Source organism: Rhodococcus sp. NPDC080181 (assembly GCF_040702225.1).
GTDB lineage: Bacteria > Actinomycetota > Actinomycetes > Mycobacteriales > Mycobacteriaceae > Rhodococcoides > Rhodococcoides fascians.
Map to the genome: position 1 here is coordinate 163486 of NZ_JBFBKN010000001.1, position 17124 is coordinate 180609.

The following is a 17124-nucleotide window of genomic DNA, read 5'->3' on the forward strand; positions in this document are numbered from 1 at the left end:
CCGACATGCCCCCAGCGGCACCCCCGATTTCACTCCGAGAGCTGACATGACCAACGCACTTCCCGCAGGTAGATACCCGTCGGGTTCCGGTCCGAGCGGCATTCGGCGAGCTCCGAAACGTGCGACGAAGATCGCACTGGTGGCACTGGTCCTGCTGGTCGGGCTCGGCGTGGCCTACTACGCGTACACGAAATTCTCGGTCAAGCCCGTCGAAGGCAGCCAGCTTTCGTTCGATATCGTCGACGAGAGCACGATGTCGATCCGATTCAGCGTCACCCGAGAGAACCCGGAGCAGCCGGCGGTGTGCATCGTCCGCGCTCGTTCTCGCGACGGTTCCGAGACCGGACGGCGCGAGGTGTACATCCCACCGGAGTCCTCCTCGACCACGGTGGAGCTCACCACCGACGTGACGACGTCGTCCCCACCCGCCGTCGGAGACGTGTACGGCTGCAGCCTCGATGTTCCCGAGTATTTACGAGCCCGATAGGCGAAGAGCCTGTTCGTGGTAAGCTCGGGTCGTACACGGCTGCCGCACAGGTGCCGTGTATTGCTGCATTGCGGGCAGGGTTACCTGCGTCAACGATGTCGACGGCTCCAGGATGCGGGCCGACCAAGGGGATCCATCCATTGGGGTCCCCTCTTCGTTGCGTGCCCTACCGCCTAGAAACCGGAATCGAACTCGAGATTCCGACTACGAGGGAGTGATCGAGATGACCGAGACCCAGGTGACCTGGCTTACCCAGGAATCACACGACAGGCTCAAGAGCGAACTCGACCAGCTCATTTCCAATCGCCCCGTCATCGCCGCCGAGATCAACGAGCGTCGCGAAGAGGGCGATCTGAAGGAGAACGGCGGCTACCACGCTGCGCGCGAGGAGCAGGGCCAGCAGGAAGCACGCATTCGTCAGCTGCAGGAACTGCTCAACAACGCGAAGGTCGGCGAGGCGCCCACCCAGTCGGGCGTGGCTCTGCCCGGATCCGTCGTCAAGGTCTACTACGACGGCGACGAGTCCGACACCGAGACCTTCCTGATCGCCACCCGCGAAGAGGGTGCCCGCGACAGCAAGCTCGAGGTGTACTCCCCCGCGTCCCCGCTGGGTGGATCGCTCATCGACGCGAAGGTCGGCGACACCCGCGAGTACACCCTGCCCAACGGCAAGACCATGAAGGTCACGCTGGTCAGCGCAGAGCCGTACCACACCTGATTCGAGTCTTTTCTCGAACAACACCCCCGGTCGCTCAGCGGCCGGGGGTGTTGTCGTTTCGGACGCCCCTCAGGCAGTCATCGTCTTCTGGTACTTGCGGACAGACAGCGGAACGAACACCACGAGCATCACCACTACCCAGATCAACGTGTACAGCACCGGGTTCTGCAACGGCCAGACCTCGGGCGGTGGGGCCATCGGATTGGTGTTGCCGAACTGCTCACGCACGGCCAGTGTCACCGACGAGATGGGGTTCCATTCCGCGATGGTCTTGAGCACGCTCGGGAAATTGTCGATCGGCACGAAGGTGTTCGCGATGAACGTGAGCGGGAAGATCACGATGAACGACGCGTTGTTGAAGATCTCCGGGGAGCGCACGATCAGTCCCACCAGAGCCATCACCCAGGAAATCGAGTACGCGAACAGCAGCAACAGCACGTAACCGAGCAGAGCGTCGAAGAACGACGACGTGATGCGCCAGCCCACGATGAGTCCGGTGATGGACATGATCGTGATGGTGACGACGTTGTTGCCGACGTCGGCCGCCGTCCTGCCGATGACGACGGCAGATCGTGCCATCGGCAGGGACCGGAAGCGATCCATGACGCCCTTCTGCAGATCCTCGGCCAACGAGGATCCGGTGATGGACGCACCGAAAATCATCGTCTGAACGAAGATGCCGCCCATCAGGAAGCTCTTGTAGTCGATGCCGGGTACGTCGATGGCACTGCCGAAGACATAGGCGAACAACAGCACGAACATGATCGGTGACAGCGTTGCGAAGAACAGCAGATCGGGAACTCGCTTGAGCTTGATCAGGTTTCGCTTGGTGATGATCGCCGAATCCAGGAGAACGTTGCTCATTTCTCTTCCTCCGCAGCCTCGGGCTCGCCGGTGGTCTGACCGGTCAGAGACAGGAACACATCGTCGAGGTTCGGTCGTCGCAGACCGACGTCGACCACCCCGATCCCCGCAGCTTCCAGACGGCTCAACGCCGTGGACAGATCCTTCGATCCACCGTTGACCGGCATGACGATCCGTCCCACCTGTTCGTCCAGGGTGGGCGGCTCGACGCCGATCGGGGTCAGGATCTCCTTGGCGCGATCGGCCTGAGATCGGTCCGTGAGTACGAATTCGATTCGCTCGCCGCCCGTTTGAGCCTTCAGCTCGTCGGCGGTGCCGCGCGCGATGATCTTGCCCTTGTTGAGGACGATGATCGAATCGGCGAGCCGGTCCGCCTCCTCGAGGTACTGCGTCGTCAACAGGATCGTCGTTCCGTCACGGACGAGATCCGCGATGAACTCCCACATCGTGATTCGGCTGCGGGGGTCGAGACCGGTGGTGGGTTCGTCGAGGAACACCACCCGTGGCCTGCCGATCAGACTGGCCGCGATGTCGAGTCGGCGACGCATACCTCCCGAGTACTGCTTGGCGGTGCGGTCGCGTGCATATTCGAGGTCGAATCTGCTCAGCAGCTCATCGGCGCGTTTCCTGGCCTCGGCCTTGCGCAGCCCGAACAGTCTGCCGACCATCTCCAGATTCTCGTACCCGGTCAGATACTCGTCCACAGCTGCGAACTGGCCCGTCAGGCCGATCGTCCCCCGAACCTCGTTGGCCTGCTTGGCCACATCGAGCCCGAACACCCGCGCCGAACCGGACGTTGCCTGCAGCAGAGTGGCCAGGATCCGCACCGCCGTCGTCTTGCCCGCGCCGTTCGGGCCGAGCACACCGAGCACCGTGCCCTCGGGAACCGTGAAATCGATCCCGTCGAGCGCAACGTTCTTCCCGTACCGAAGTACCAGGTTCTCTACTTCTATAGCGTTCGCCATGGCCCTCTCCCCGTTTCTTCCACTGTCGGTATAAGGACTTCCGAACGCGTAGAGATTAACCGGTCTTGATGGGACCGGGCGTCCACAGGCCGGACCGCTGGATCTCGGTGGCTGTGATCTTCGCCGGCTGAGCCGATCGGTCGTACGGTGTGTATTGCTCGATCGATCCCCAATCACGATCCCAGTCCCCGTCCAGGTACGACGGGATGGTGCGGGCCGAGGCAACGACATCGATCCATCCGAGCGGGCCGCCGCCGAAATGGTCCTGCCACGCGTTGGTGATGACGGCACCGCTTCGGTCCGGCAGCACTCGGTACCCCGGCACCTCGGCGACGCCGAAGCGATGATCGAACGGATGCTGACACGGGAAGTTGAAGCCCACCTCCCAGTCCAGCAGCACGGGAGTCTCCCGCCCGACCACCTCGTTCAACGTCTGCGTTCGCGGCACCCGCGGCGGGGTGACCGCAAGCCACTGGTCGGGGTCGCGGTCGGTGTCACTCAGCACCAAGCGAATCATGTTGCTGCCGGCGGGAATCAGGTCCATCGGCACCCGCAGATTGCGCCAGGACGGCGTCGGGCCGATGTCGATGGGCGTCACCCGCCCCTGCGCCCGGCCGTCCACTCCGTACTCGAGTTCGAGGTTCTGGCCGTAGGTGACGATGCCGTCGGAGTTCACCGAGCGGATGCGTCCGGCCGCTGCGATGGAGACCAGCTGACCGGGATCGGCGGGCAGCGCGTACCAGCCGGTGGTCAGGGTGGCGGGAGTGTCCGATCCGAACGACCCCAGTACCGGCACGGTCGCTGGGTCGAGGCCGTACGGCAGTGCACTGCCCCCAGTTCCGGCTCCGGTGGTCGACGTCGGCTGTTGCTGATCCTCGGTGTCGACGGTGTTCGAGGTGCCCGACGCCGAGGATTCCTTGTCTGCGGTGAGGTCCCGCGCAACCCCGTCCGGGGTGAACCCGTCGTTCTCGGCCCCCAGCGCGGCGAAGGCGTCGCCGCTGATCGGTTGCAGCACATCGGCATTGGGGTTCGTCTCGAGCAGCACGTCGTTCGCGAGTCCACACGTGTTGCCGGCCAGCGCCGACAGGTTCGATTTCGCGACCGAGTACGACGGCCACTGAGCCACCGCGCCCTTGGCCATCGATGCGACGGCCAGCAGCACCATCAGACCTGCGGCCACGGCGATCGGTGGCACCGACCACCATCGCGCCATCGGCTTGTCGGCGCGAACGTACGGTGCACGCAGATGGAACCACACGGCGGCGAGCAACAGCAGTACCGTCAGGCCGAGGAACATCGTCGAGATACCGAGACCGGCCACCAGAATCGGCTTGTCCCAGAACGGGACTCCCCAGGCCGAGACGTACCAGTAGCCGTTGGTTCCGGTGAAGGCGACCGCCGTCAGGAACGACACCGCCGCCGCGAACAGCAACCGGTTGCGCCGCGAACGGAGCACCGCTGCGCCGGTTGCCACGGCCGCGAGCACCGCAACCGAGGCCGCGAGCCCGGCGAAGACACCGAAGTGATGGGTCCACTTGGTGGGGGTGATCATCATCAACGCCATGGCCCCGACGGTGATGCCGACGATGCGTCGGGCGGGTCCGGTGGCCGTGCCGGGAATCTTGCCGCCCTTGCGCAGCATCGCGATCACCACCGCAATGAGCGAGACGACCATGACGAACACCCCGAATCGGCGGGCGAGCGAGCCGTCGATGTCCATGTTCATCAGCCACTGGTAGCGCAGGTACTCCTCGAACCACGCCTGGCTCGGCCCGGCCGCAGTGTGCACCCGCTGCATCTCGAGCATGCCGGCCACGGTCTGATTCCCGAACGCGAAGACCAGCACCACGGTGCCCGACGCGATCAGCGGGGCGAGCAGTGTCAGTGCACCCCATGCTGTGTTGCCGAACGCGCGGGCGCGGCCGACGACGATCTGAATCACCGGCCGGGCACCGGCGATCAACGGCGCGAAACAGATGAAGCCCGACGGCGCGCACGTGACAGTCAACGCGGCGATCAGAATTGCCGCTGCCGCAGGCAGCAGTCGCTGCGTCGCGATGGACCGCTCCACCGAACACCACGTCAACAGCACTCCCAGAGCCACGAACGGCTCGGGGCGCAGACCGTTGTTGTACGGCAGCCAGAAGGCGAGCATCACCAGCCCGCCGGTCCACAGCGCAGTCTTCGACGCGCGAGCAGCGGCACCGAACCGAAGGATCACCTCACGACTGAGGACGAGCCAGACGACGACGCCGCAGATCAACGTCGGGATCCGCATCCACACGCTGGCCGTCGACACGTGCGAGAGCAGGGTGAACATGTCGTACAACGGTGTGCCGAAAGGTGTTTCGGGCACCCCGAAGTAACGGAAGTAGTTGGCCATGTACCCGGCGTGATCGGCCGTACGTGCCATGCCCAGCTGATAACCGTCGTCGGAGGTGTTCGCGCCGATCACGTGCCACACCAGCAACGTCCCGATCACCACCGCGTCGGCCGGCCCGAAGCTCCACCAGCGACGCGGCAGGAACCGTCGGGCGCGACGCCCGTCGGACAGATCGAGGCGGTGCAGTGCCACCAGCGAGATTCCTGTGGCGAGCACTCCGACGATCATCGCGAACCACTTGAGCGCACTCGGCGTGGACGAGAACCTACTGTCCAGCTCGGCCTGCAGCTGCAGACCGGGAACGTTGCCCTGCAGATCGCTGAACACTCCGACCAGCTGAGGTCGCACGTCGCCCTCGCGGGAGACGGTGTCGTCACCGGTCAGTCCGACCGTTGTCGCGGCGGCGTCGGAGGTGATCGTCAACGAGCAGTCGCCCGCAGTCGAAGGACTCAGTTCCGAGACCGGCTTCTCGAGCAGGACCGAATCGCGCAGCGTCACTTTCAGTTGCGACGCTTCGCCGCCGGTCACTTCAGCGACGAGACCGTAGCGATAGGCGTCGGGCGATCCCTCGGGCGAGGTGGACAGCAACAGGCCGCCGTCGGAGAGACCGGCCGCGGCTGCACAGGGAACGGTCGCGTCGACGCTGATCGGGGTGTAGCCGACGAGCGGAGCCTCGACATTGCCGACGGTGTCGTTCTGCGGCCAACTCAACGACGACTGTTGTTGTTCGATCGGCAACAGCGGTATCGAGATCGTCAGCAGGATTCCCACCAGTGCGGAAACGATCGCGACGAGCCGTGCCATGCAAACTTCTCCCACCGATGTCCTGGTCCAGGTCGCTGATCAAGGTACCAGTGCGACCTGTGTGAACCCGGCCGTCAGTTCTCGACCTGCACCGCATATCCCGCTGCGCCCAGGGCGTCGAGCACCGTGCCGCGGTGATCGGGTCCGCGTGTCTCGACGGTCAACATGACGTCGACTTCCTCGAGGCCCAGGCGTCCGCCGGTGCGGGAATGCACGACGTCGACGACACTCGCACCGGCGTCGCGCACGACCCCCAGGACGCCGGTGAGCCCGCCGGGCTTGTCCGAAATCGTCACCCGCACGGCCAGATAACGTCCGCCGGCCCGAAGTCCGTGGGTGATGACATGTGTGAGCAGCAGCGGATCGATGTTTCCGCCGGACAGCACCGCGCACACCGATCCGGTCAGGCCCAATTCCTCGGCCGAGTGCGTCATCAGCGCTGCCACCGCAGCAGCACCGGCCGGTTCGACGATGAGCTTCGCTCGTTCGATGCACAGCACCAAGGCACGGGACAGCGCGTCCTCACTGACGGTGACGACGTCGTCGACCCAGCCCTGCACGTGATCGAACGGCACCGATCCGGGGAGACCGACGGCGATGCCGTCGGCCATCGTCGACATCGACGTCAGCGCGATCGGGTGGCCTGCCTTCAACGACGCCGGCCACGCGGCCGCGCCCTCGGCCTGAACGCCGATAACCCTGACGTCAGGTCTCGTCAGCTTCACCGCTGCGGCGACACCCGCCAACAGTCCCCCGCCGCCGGTGGGAATCACGATGGTGCCGACGTCCGGCATCTGCTGCAGCAGTTCGGTTCCGAGCGTCGCCTGCCCGGCCACGATATCGAGATGATCGAACGGGTGGATGAGCGTGGCACGGGTACGGTCGGCGAATTCCCGTGCCGACGTCAGAGCCTCGTCGACGGTATTGCCCACCAGATGAACCGTCGCGCCGTACGCCTTGGTGGCGACCAGTTTGGGCAGCGACACTCCGACCGGCATGAACACCGTCGAGGTGATCCCCACCTGCGACGCGGCCCACGCGACACCTTGAGCGTGGTTGCCTGCGCTGGCCGCCACCACCCCGCGGACGCGCTGGTCGGCGTCGAGTCGGGCGATGCGGTTGTACGCCCCGCGCGGTTTGAACGAACCGGTGCGCTGCAGGTTCTCGCATTTGAGGCGCACCTCGTGACCGGTCAGGTCGGACAGAATCCGTGACGCGACCACCGGAGTCCGGCGCATGACCGGCTCCAGCAACGCCTCGGCCGAGGCAATATCCGACGTGGTCACCCGAACGATTTCCGACACAACCGCAGTATGCCAGGAATAATTGCGCCGCCGATCCGGCCGAGGTGCACCGCGTCACTACAGTTGTGGAGTGCAACCCCACAGTGCCCGAGACGAGCTGCGCGGAAGTCTGGAGATCAAACACCGTGCGCTGTCGAGGACGGCCATCGCGGCAGCATCGAAGGACCCTCGGGTCACCCGCACCACCGGCGGCATGTCGCGTTTGACCGGCCGCGAACTTCCCCGTGCCGACGTCACCCTCGGAGAAGACACCGTCTCGGTCAACCTCTACATCGGAGTGCGATGGCCCTCGCAGATCACCGACGTGACCGAGTCCGTTCACCGCACCGTCGAGGCCGCACTGGCCACGATGACCGGCGTGCACGTGCACCGCGTGAACGTGCTGGTATCGGATACCGCGCTGGACCGTTCGGCGCGCGGACCTGACGTTGCCGCCGATGATGTTGCTGCTGCGGTGGTTTCACCTCGACCACCCACGGCCGGTCCCGCGGCGATGCCGGTGGCGCTGGTGTTCGGGTTCGCCCTCCTCGCCGTGGCGTTCGTAGCCGGCCGCGAATTCTTCATCGCTCAGGGACACATCGTCGGCAGTCCATGGATTGCCGATGCCGTGCATTGGGTTTCGCACCTGCACTGGCAGGGGTGGATGATCGCTCCCGCCGTCGGATCGATCGTCGTCGGTGCACTCTTCGTCTTTGCGGGCGTCAAACCTCGGACGAGAACTCATTCGGGATTGGGCGGCAAGACACCGACCGTCTGGGCCACGCCGACCGACATCGCCCGATTGTGCAGTGCTGCAGCGCAGTCCACCCGCGGAGTCGTGGACGCGCATACCGTCGTCACACGCAGGAAGATCGAGGTCCGGGTGGAGCGAGACCGCGCTGTTTCTCCGGACAGTGCCGACGCTGCCGTGCGCGCTGCCCTCGCTCCGGTACTGTCCGTCGCCGCGGGTGGACGGCGCCTGACGGTGCAGCACTCGGTGTCGCAACCGACACGGGTGTCGTAGTGAAAACCTTTGTCGCCGGAGTCGATCGACTCGTTGCCGTCATCGCGGGAGCCGCTCTGCTCGCCGGTGGCGGCTTCGCACTTGCCTGGCACTACGACGTTCCGTGGGCACGAGAGACGCTCTCTCGCTTCGAGCGTGCTCGTATTGCCGATCTGCCGCAGCAGGGTTGGTGGGTCCCGACTCTGGCAATCGCCGTCGCGGTGGCCGTCGTCGCGGCGCTGGTGTTGTTGATCGGCAACTTCTCACCACGCACGACCGGGACGGCCGGCGTCATCGAGGAGCCACATTTCTCGGCGCATGTGGACCTGAGTGCGATCGCGTCGGGAGTGGCCGCGGAGTTGGCGCAGTTCCCTGGTGTCAGACGGTCCAGGGGAACTGCCATCGATGACCGAGGTATGCCCACCATCACCGTATCGGTCTATGCTGCAGCCGATTTCGATGTCGTCGGCTTCATTGCCGAAGCCGAGTCTCGCGCTGCGTTCGTGGCACGGTCTCTGGGCGGCGCGAATGTGGCGACACGCGTCCAACTGCACATCGACAAACGGACCTGACGTCACGTTACGGTGGATCCATGACGGCATCGACGCGCAGCAGATTCGAGCGATGGTCCGGCGGAATGCCCCTCTCTGTCCCGGTGGCATTCGGAGCGGTACTGGTGATCGTCGCGTTCGCATCGAAACTCGGTGACAGTTCCCTCTACTTCTACGTCCCTCTGGTGTTCGCGACGACCGGGACGATGATCTGGCTCAACGCCCGTCGTACCCCCGATCGAATCGGCCTGCTACACGCCGCTGTTGGATCAGCACTGCTCATCGGATGCGGCATCGTCGTCGCGGTCTGCGGACTTGCCGGAGGCGTGATGCTGGACTCGACCACCTTCTGGGCATCGATAGCGGTGACCGCCGCAATCGCAGCACCGATCGGTGCCGGAATCACTCCGTTTTCATCGCCGCGGGCCTGAGTGCGGCTTCGCCGCAGTGGTGTGGATATGTGCCCCAGATGGCGCATATCCACACCACTGCCGCAGGCACCTACAACCGCGGGTCCACTGGCTCCGATTCCAGTGCCAGTACCGCGAACACGGCCTGGTGGATGCGATACAACGGTTCACCACGCACCGATCGGTCCAACGCCTCCATGCCGAGCGCGTATTCGCGTAGCGCCATCGACTGCTTGTGTCCCACGTTTCGGTTACGCAGTGCAGTGAGTCGATTCGGGTCGGTGTAATCCGCACCGTAGATCAGCCGTAGGTACTCCCGGCCACGAACCTTCATGCCGGGCTGCATCTTTCCGCGCGGCATGTTGGCCGCCGGTTTGACGACCATGCCCTCACCGCCCTGCGCCGTCAGCTCCTCCCACCATCTCTCCCCTGCCGCAACCGAATCCGACGATGACAGATCGACCTCGATTCGACGTGTCGTCGTGAACAGCTTCGGCGCAGTGGCCACCAGTCGATCGACCAGTGCGAGATGCCATTCGTGCGGGCGGTCCGCATACGTGCCGGCGTCGGAGGCCAGCAGCTGGAACGGGGCGAGACTGACGCCTGCCAGTCCATCCGTCGGCCAGCTGTACCGCCGATACGCAGCAGTGAACTCGGCGAGGTTACGCTGCCGACTCACGTTCCGTTCCTGCAGTTCGGACACGGCCAGGCCACGCGAGGCCGCCCGAGCGAGCACCGACTCCTCGGCCTCGAGATTCGCCCGCGACACGGCAGCAGGCGCCGCATACTCGGACTTGATCAGGCCCTCCGCCTTGGCAGACCACGGCATCAGTTCGCAGTCGAGAACCAGCCAGTGCGAGGACAATTCATCCCACACGCCGGCCCCCTTCAGAGCGTCGGCCACCCCAGCGATCAGCACCCCGGTCACGGTCTCGTCGAACACCGGCCGACCGGTCCGTGTGTACGCGGCGCCGAGGACACCGTCGGGAGCGTCGAACTTCGCCCGAGCGGTGTCGGCATCGCGGCACACCACGACGACCACCCGCGAGCCCATGTGCTTCTCCTCGCAGATCACCGTCGACGCGCCGAGCGCCCGATACGCGTCGAATGCCTCCGTCGGGTACTCGAGATAGCCCTCTCGTTCCGAGGTACGACTCGGTGCCATGGTCGGCGGAAGGTAGTGCAGCCACTGCGGAGCCAAGGCGAACCGGCTCATCACTTCCAATGCGCCCGCGGCGTTCTCCGGCCGAATCGACACACGCCCCCGCAGCGCAGTCTCCACTCCGGTCGGTCCGATGACGTCCGACAGATCCAGCGAGGACGACTCCCGCACGAACCCGCCCAGCGGCCGGGTCGGCTCGTACCAGACCTGCTCCGCCGGCACCGAGACGACCTCACGCTCCGGATACCGCAGCGCCGTCAACTTGCCGCCGAAGACGCACCCCGTGTCCAGACACGCAGTGTTGTTCTCCCACTGCACCTCCGGCACCGGCGTGTGCCCGTACAGCACAGTCGCCGACCCGCGATAGTCCTGAGCCCAGGGATACCGCACCGGCAACCCGAATTCATCGGTCTCGCCGGTGGTGTCGCCGTACAGGGCAAAGCTACGTACCCGGCCCGACGCCCGGTTGTGGTACTTCTCGATCAACCCCGCGTGCGCAACGACGAGTTTTCCGCCGTCGAGCACCAGGTGTGCGACGAGGCCATCACAGAATTCGAGCACCTCGCGGCGGAACTCCTCGGTCTCGCCGCCGAGCTGCTCGAGTGTCTCGGCCAAACCGTGTGAGGCAGTGACCTTCCGATCTCGCAGCGCCTTGACGAGCTTGTTCTCGTGATTGCCCGGAACTGCCAGTGCTGAACCCTCTGCCACCATCCCCATCACGAGCCGCAGAACGCCGACCGAATCCGGCCCACGGTCGACGTAGTCCCCGACGAACACCGCAGTTCGACCCTCCGGAGGCGTTGCTCCGACTGCCTTACCGTCTGCGTTGCCTCGAGTATGTAACCCAGTGTCGTGAGCAGGCTTTCGAGCTCCGACAGACATCCGTGAATGTCGCCGATGACATCGAAAGGCCCGGAAAGTCCCCGCCGGTCGCTCCGCAGCGGGGTACGAACGAACGTCGCCGACGCCACCGCGTCGACACCGTCGAGGACATGAACCGAGCGAAAGCCTTCTTTGGACAGCCCTCGCATCGAGCGCTGCAACTGAGACTGCTGGCGGCGCAGCACGTCTCGGCCGAACGTCCTGTCGCTGCGGTCCGCGTTGCGCTGTGCGCAGACCGGTTCCGGCACGTCGAGCACGACGGCAACCGGAAGGACATCGTGCACACGAGCCAGTGCGATCAGGGCCTTGCGAGCCGCCGGTTGCACGTTGGTGGCGTCGACGACGGTGAGCAGACCGGCCCGCAGCCTGGTTGCGACGAGAAATTCCAGGAGCGCGAACGCGTCCTTCGTGGCGCTCTGCAGGTTTGGATCGTTGCTGACCATCCCTCGACAGGCATCACTCGACACGGTTTCGTACGGGCCGAACCGGTCTGCAGCGAAGGATGACTTCCCTGATCCACTGATGCCGACGAGGACGACGAGGGACAGGTCCGGAATCTCGTAGGTACTCACTGGGACTGCTCCTCTCTGGTGAAAATCGCTATCTGGGTAGGGCTACCGAGCACGTCGTCGACGGGTCCGATGCGGTCGAAGCGAACCGTGTAGGCGTGTGCGTCCGCCACCGACGTTGCCCACTGCTCGAATTGGGCACGGGTGAACTCGAATCGGTGATCGACGTGCCGAAAGGCCCCGGCGTCGAGGCCCGGGTACAGCACGTTGTATTCCGAGTTCGGCGTGGTGACGAGCACCGACCTCGGACCGGCCTCTCGAAATACCGAGCGCACCAACGCCGGAAGGCGTTCGAGATCGATGTGCTCGATGACCTCCATGAGCACCATCGCGTCGAATCCTTGCAACCGCACGTCGCGATAGGTCGCCGACGACTGCAGCAGTTCGATGCGTCCACGCTGCCGATCCGACATCTCGTCGAGCCGGAGCCTGCGCTGCGCCTTCGCCAGTGCACGATCACTCACGTCGGCACCGAGTATCCGCTCGATTGAGTTGTGCGCCAGCAATTCACGCAACAAACGACCTTCGCCGCACCCCATGTCGATGACCGACTTCGCACCGGCATCACCGAGTGCGGCCAGTACAGCATGTAGTCGTTGCTCGGCCAACGTCGGATCCCGTGGGCTGACAACCTCTTCCGGTGCATCGGGGACCAGACGATCGAGTGCGGACTCGACGAGCTCACGTCGGTGCGCCAGATATCGGGAGGCGATCAACGACGACTCCGGATGCTCGCCGAGCCAATCCCCCGCGGCCCGAACGAGTTTGTCCGCCTCGTCCTCACCGACCCAATAGTGCTTGGTGTCGTCGAGTACTGGCAGCAGTACGTATAGATGCCGCAGCGCAGCCGACAGAGTGAAGGTGCCGGTGAGTACCAGATCCACGTATTCGGAGTCGCCCCAGTTCGGCTGCGTCGAATCCAGTGGGATCGGGGTGGTCTCTACATTCCATCCGAGGGGTCCGAACAGCCGAGGCGCAAGATCTGGCGCACCGCGAGACGGCGCGGCCGGCATCGTGACGCTCAGATCGATTGCCGCAGAGACCAATTCGGGTCTTGTGGTACAGACGCCTGCCAGCGTCTGCTTGAACAGGCGAGACAACGCCACGGCAAGCCCGGATGCGGCCGGACTCTTGCCGTCTGTGGCGTCGAGCAGTACTGCAAGGGTTGTCCGCTCTGCCGAGACCTCGGGATACAACACCGTGGTCTGGCCCATGGGCAGGTTGCGAGTCTGTACGCGATCGGGGTGCTTGTGCAACAAATACCCGATATCGGAGGCGTCCGGGAAATCGGTTGTGGCATTTGCAGTCACGGTCAGTAGCACCGCAGCGACGTTACGGGACAGCCGCGTCCGATGCGTCCCATTTTTCGGTCGTGTACTCCCCTCTACCCGCCGGATCAATGCGACTTTGTTGCAGTCTGAGCGACTGAAACCCACATTGATCCCAACGGGAGGGCGGTCCAACGGGAGGGCCACACAAGGGAGGCCGCACATTGAGGAGGTCGCGTGCACACGCAAAAGCGGCACCCACCAGAAGGTGGGTGCCGCTTTCGTAGAGCTGGGTGAAGCTAGATCACTTGATGATCTTCGTGACGCGACCGGCTCCGACGGTACGACCGCCCTCACGGATTGCGAAACGCAGGCCGACGTCCATGGCGACCGGCTGGATCAGCGTGACGGACATCTCGGTGTTGTCACCGGGCATGACCATCTCGGTGCCCTCGGGGAGGGTCACAACGCCCGTAACGTCCGTGGTACGGAAGTAGAACTGCGGGCGGTAGTTGTTGAAGAACGGCGTGTGGCGGCCGCCCTCGTCCTTGGACAGGATGTAGGCGTTGCCCTCGAACTCCGTGTGGGGAGTCGTGGTGCCGGGCTTGATGATGACCTGTCCACGCTCGACGTCTTCGCGCTTGATGCCACGAACGAGGAGGCCGACGTTGTCGCCTGCCTGACCCGAGTCGAGCAGCTTGCGGAACATTTCGATGCCGGTGACGGTGGTCTTGGTCGAGCCGGGGCGGATGCCGACGATCTCGACCTCTTCGTTGACGTTGACCGAGCCGCGCTCGATACGTCCGGTGACCACGGTGCCACGACCGGTGATGGTGAAAACGTCCTCGACGGGCATGAGGAACGGCTTGTCGGTCTCACGGACGGGGTCCGGAACCGAATCGTCGACGGCCTGCATGAGCTCCAGAACCGACTCGCCCCACTTCTCGTCACCCTCGAGTGCCTTGAGTGCGGAGACCTTGATGACCGGTGCGTCCTCGTCGAACTCCTGCGAAGCGAGGAGCTCGCGGACCTCCATCTCGACGAGCTCGATGATCTCGTCGTCGTCGACCATGTCGGCCTTGTTCAGTGCGACCAGGATGTACGGCACGCCGACCTGGCGGGCGAGCAGCACGTGCTCGCGGGTCTGCGGCATCGGGCCATCGGTAGCTGCCACGACCAGGATTGCGCCGTCCATCTGAGCCGCGCCGGTGATCATGTTCTTGATGTAGTCGGCGTGACCCGGTGCATCGACGTGCGCGTAGTGGCGCTTCTCGGTCTGGTACTCGACGTGGGAGATGTTGATCGTGATACCACGAGCCTTCTCCTCCGGAGCCTTGTCGATCTGATCGAAAGCCGAGGCCTCGTTCAGGTCCGGGAACTTGTCGTGCAGAACCTTGGTGATTGCAGCCGTCAGCGTCGTCTTACCGTGGTCAACGTGACCGATGGTGCCGATGTTGACGTGCGGCTTCGTCCGATCGAACTTCGCCTTCGCCACTGTGTGTCCTCCTGGACTGATCTGTGCGTACCCCTGCGGGGCAAGCACGCGTATGTGTTGTTACTTATTACAGGTCGAGCGTGGTCCAGCAAACGAAGAGATTTACTCTCCGTTGACCTTCGCGATGATTTCCTTCGCTACGTTCGCGGGAACTTCTGCGTACGAATCGAAGACCATGGAGTAGTTAGCGCGGCCCTGCGTCTTCGACCGAAGGTCTCCGATGTAGCCGAACATCTCCGACAGCGGAACCAGTGCCTTGACGATACGGGCACCGCTGCGTTCCTCCATGGCCTGGATCTGACCACGGCGGGAGTTCAGGTCGCCGATGACCTCACCCATGTAATCCTCGGGCGTGATGACCTCGACGGCCATGACGGGTTCGAGGATGACGGGGCTGGCCTTGCGGGCGGCTTCCTTGAACGCTTGTGAGCCGGCGACCTTGAAGGCCATTTCCGACGAGTCGACGTCGTGGTACGCACCGTCGAGCAGTGTGACCTTGACGTTGACCAGGGGGTATCCGGCGAGAACACCGTACTGCATGGCGTCCTGTGCACCGGCGTCGACCGAGGGGATGTACTCCCTGGGCACTCGACCACCGCTGACCTTGTTCTCGAACTCGTACGTCGCGCCGTCTTCGCCCTCGAAAGGCTCGAGCTTGATGATGACCTTCGCGAACTGGCCGGAGCCACCGGTCTGCTTCTTGTGCGTGTAGTCGTGCTTCTCGACCGTCTTGCGGATGGTCTCGCGGTACGCAACCTGCGGCTTGCCGACGTTGGCCTCGACCTTGAACTCGCGACGCATACGGTCGACGAGGATGTCGAGGTGGAGCTCGCCCATGCCGCCGATGACGGTCTGGCCGGTGTCCTCGTCCAGCTTCACCGAGAACGTGGGGTCCTCTTCGGCGAGCTTCTGGATGGCTGTTCCCAGCTTCTCCTGGTCGGACTTGGTCTTGGGCTCGATGGAGACCTGGATGACCGGGTCCGGGAAGCTCATGGACTCGAGGATGATCTGGTTCTGCGGATCGCAGAGCGTGTCACCCGTCGTGGTGTCCTTGAGGCCGATGACGGCGTAGATGTGACCGGCAGACGCGGTCGCGATCGCGTTCTCCTTGTTGGAGTGCATCTGGAAGAGCTTGCCCAGACGCTCCTTCTTGCCCTTGGTCGAGTTGATGACCTGAGCGCCGGAGTCGACCTTGCCCGAGTACACCCGGACGTAGGTCAGCTTGCCGAAGAAGGGGTGAGTCGCGATCTTGAACGCGAGAGCTGCGAACGGCTCGTCTGCGGACGGCTTGCGAGTGATCTCCTTCTCCTCGTCGCCGACGGCGTGTCCGATGGTCTCGGCAACGTCGAGGGGAGACGGGAGGTAGTCGATGACCGCGTCGAGCATGGGCTGAACGCCCTTGTTCTTGAACGCGGATCCACACAGGATCGGGTACAGCTCGCTGTTGACCGTCATCTTGCGGATGGCGCCCTTGATCTCGTCGATCGTGAGCTCTTCGCCGCCGAAGTGCTTCTCCAGAAGCGCTTCGTCGGACTCGGCCACGGTCTCGAGCAGCATCGTGCGGTACTCGTCTGCGCGCTCCTTGAGGTTTTCCGGGATCTCCTGGATCTCGTACTTCTCACCGAGCTTGGTCTCGCCACTCCACACGAGAGCCTTCATCTGCACGAGGTCGATGACGCCCTCGAACTCGTTCTCTGCACCGATGGGCAGCTGGATGACCAGCGGCTTGGCACCGAGACGATCGATGATGGTCTGCACGGTGTAGTAGAAGTCCGCGCCGAGCTTGTCCATCTTGTTGACGAAGCAGATACGTGGCACGTCGTACTTGTCGGCCTGACGCCACACCTGCTCGGACTGCGGCTCGACACCCTCTTTGCCGTCGAACACTGCGACAGCGCCGTCGAGGACGCGGAGCGAACGCTCCACCTCGACGGTGAAGTCGACGTGACCGGGGGTGTCGATGATGTTGATCTGGTTGTCGTTCCAGAAGCACGTCGTGGCAGCAGAGGTGATCGTGATGCCACGCTCCTGCTCCTGCTCCATCCAGTCCATGGTGGCTGCGCCATCGTGAACTTCACCGATCTTGTAGGAGATACCGGTGTAGAAGAGGATGCGTTCGGTAGTGGTGGTCTTGCCGGCATCGATGTGGGCCATGATGCCGATGTTGCGGACCTTGTTGAGGTCGGTCAGCACGTCCTGTGCCACGAGTTAACCCGCCTTGGTGTTGGAAGAGGTATTGCCTGAGCTGATCAACGCTCCGGCGGTATCGGATAGTTCCGA

Annotated in this window: 12 protein-coding genes and 1 pseudogene; 5 read left to right on the forward strand and 8 right to left on the reverse strand. The window is 64.1% G+C overall.

All coding sequences use genetic code 11. The annotated features are described in order from the left end of the window. Nucleotides 1-46: 46 nt before the first annotated feature. Both AB0O58_RS00795 and greA read left to right on the forward strand, forming a co-directional pair. The gene (locus AB0O58_RS00795) at nucleotides 47-487 is read left to right on the forward strand and encodes a DUF4307 domain-containing protein (protein WP_027498149.1); all 441 of its coding nucleotides are present in this window, start codon (nucleotides 47-49) and stop codon (nucleotides 485-487) included. A 223-nt stretch (nucleotides 488-710) separates the two neighbouring features. Next, complete coding sequence (greA, locus tag AB0O58_RS00800) at nucleotides 711-1205, forward strand: transcription elongation factor GreA (protein WP_027498150.1); 495 nt, start codon at nucleotides 711-713, stop codon at nucleotides 1203-1205. A 69-nt stretch (nucleotides 1206-1274) separates the two neighbouring features. On the opposite strand, the gene AB0O58_RS00805 is transcribed toward greA, so the two are convergent. From AB0O58_RS00805 to ilvA, 4 genes are all read right to left on the reverse strand, one after another. Continuing rightward, nucleotides 1275-2069, reverse strand: a complete 795-nt coding sequence (locus tag AB0O58_RS00805) for an ABC transporter permease (RefSeq protein ID WP_027498151.1) — start codon at nucleotides 2067-2069, stop codon at nucleotides 1275-1277. Then, a complete protein-coding gene (locus tag AB0O58_RS00810; protein WP_027498152.1) occupies nucleotides 2066-3034 on the reverse strand; it encodes a daunorubicin resistance protein DrrA family ABC transporter ATP-binding protein in 969 nt (322 codons plus the stop codon). Before AB0O58_RS00810 ends, AB0O58_RS00805 begins: the two co-directional genes overlap by 4 nt. Before the next feature lie 55 nt (nucleotides 3035-3089). Then, complete coding sequence (locus tag AB0O58_RS00815; protein WP_366237719.1) at nucleotides 3090-6221, reverse strand: arabinosyltransferase domain-containing protein; 3132 nt, start codon at nucleotides 6219-6221, stop codon at nucleotides 3090-3092. 74 nt (nucleotides 6222-6295) lie between these two features. Further along, nucleotides 6296-7459: a threonine ammonia-lyase gene (gene ilvA, locus AB0O58_RS00820; protein WP_366237788.1), complete on the reverse strand. Its 1164-nt coding sequence runs from the start codon at nucleotides 7457-7459 to the stop codon at nucleotides 6296-6298. 136 nt (nucleotides 7460-7595) lie between these two features. Between ilvA and AB0O58_RS00825 the strand changes: the two genes are divergently transcribed. Genes AB0O58_RS00825 through AB0O58_RS00835 form a run of 3 tightly spaced genes read left to right on the forward strand, consistent with a single transcriptional unit; the run spans nucleotide 7596 to nucleotide 9489 of the window. After that, the gene (locus AB0O58_RS00825; RefSeq protein ID WP_366237720.1) at nucleotides 7596-8528 is read left to right on the forward strand and encodes a DUF6286 domain-containing Asp23/Gls24 family envelope stress response protein; all 933 of its coding nucleotides are present in this window, start codon (nucleotides 7596-7598) and stop codon (nucleotides 8526-8528) included. Continuing rightward, nucleotides 8528-9079, forward strand: a complete 552-nt coding sequence (locus AB0O58_RS00830; RefSeq protein WP_366237721.1) for a hypothetical protein — start codon at nucleotides 8528-8530, stop codon at nucleotides 9077-9079. Before AB0O58_RS00825 ends, AB0O58_RS00830 begins: the two co-directional genes overlap by 1 nt. 20 nt (nucleotides 9080-9099) lie before the next feature. Further along, the gene (locus AB0O58_RS00835) at nucleotides 9100-9489 is read left to right on the forward strand and encodes a hypothetical protein (RefSeq protein ID WP_366237722.1); all 390 of its coding nucleotides are present in this window, start codon (nucleotides 9100-9102) and stop codon (nucleotides 9487-9489) included. Between the two features lie 70 nt (nucleotides 9490-9559). Here AB0O58_RS00835 and AB0O58_RS00840 read toward each other — a convergent pair. The 4 genes and pseudogenes from AB0O58_RS00840 to fusA form a co-directional block, all read right to left on the reverse strand. Continuing rightward, nucleotides 9560-12084, reverse strand: a pseudogene (locus tag AB0O58_RS00840) (polynucleotide kinase-phosphatase). Next, nucleotides 12081-13391 carry a 3' terminal RNA ribose 2'-O-methyltransferase Hen1 gene (locus AB0O58_RS00845; RefSeq protein ID WP_366237723.1) on the reverse strand — a complete coding sequence of 437 codons (1311 nt, stop codon included), beginning with the start codon at nucleotides 13389-13391 and terminating at the stop codon, nucleotides 12081-12083. The pseudogene AB0O58_RS00840 and the gene AB0O58_RS00845 overlap by 4 nt, the downstream one beginning before the upstream one ends. A 262-nt stretch (nucleotides 13392-13653) precedes the next feature. Continuing rightward, complete coding sequence (tuf, locus tag AB0O58_RS00850; RefSeq protein ID WP_008714056.1) at nucleotides 13654-14844, reverse strand: elongation factor Tu; 1191 nt, start codon at nucleotides 14842-14844, stop codon at nucleotides 13654-13656. Between the two features lie 102 nt (nucleotides 14845-14946). Continuing rightward, nucleotides 14947-17049: an elongation factor G gene (gene fusA / locus AB0O58_RS00855; RefSeq protein WP_032407315.1), complete on the reverse strand. Its 2103-nt coding sequence runs from the start codon at nucleotides 17047-17049 to the stop codon at nucleotides 14947-14949. Nucleotides 17050-17124 lie beyond the last annotated feature (75 nt).

Coding starts and splice junctions, on each gene's coding strand:
- greA (WP_027498150.1), top strand. CDS start 711: ATGACCGAGACCCAGGTGACCTGGCTTACCCAGGAATCACACGACAGG.
- ilvA (WP_366237788.1), bottom strand. CDS start 7,459: ATGCGCCGGACTCCGGTGGTCGCGTCACGGATTCTGTCCGACCTGACC.
- AB0O58_RS00805 (WP_027498151.1), bottom strand. CDS start 2,069: ATGAGCAACGTTCTCCTGGATTCGGCGATCATCACCAAGCGAAACCTG.
- AB0O58_RS00810 (WP_027498152.1), bottom strand. CDS start 3,034: ATGGCGAACGCTATAGAAGTAGAGAACCTGGTACTTCGGTACGGGAAG.
- AB0O58_RS00815 (WP_366237719.1), bottom strand. CDS start 6,221: ATGGCACGGCTCGTCGCGATCGTTTCCGCACTGGTGGGAATCCTGCTG.
- AB0O58_RS00835 (WP_366237722.1), top strand. CDS start 9,100: ATGACGGCATCGACGCGCAGCAGATTCGAGCGATGGTCCGGCGGAATG.
- AB0O58_RS00795 (WP_027498149.1), top strand. CDS start 47: ATGACCAACGCACTTCCCGCAGGTAGATACCCGTCGGGTTCCGGTCCG.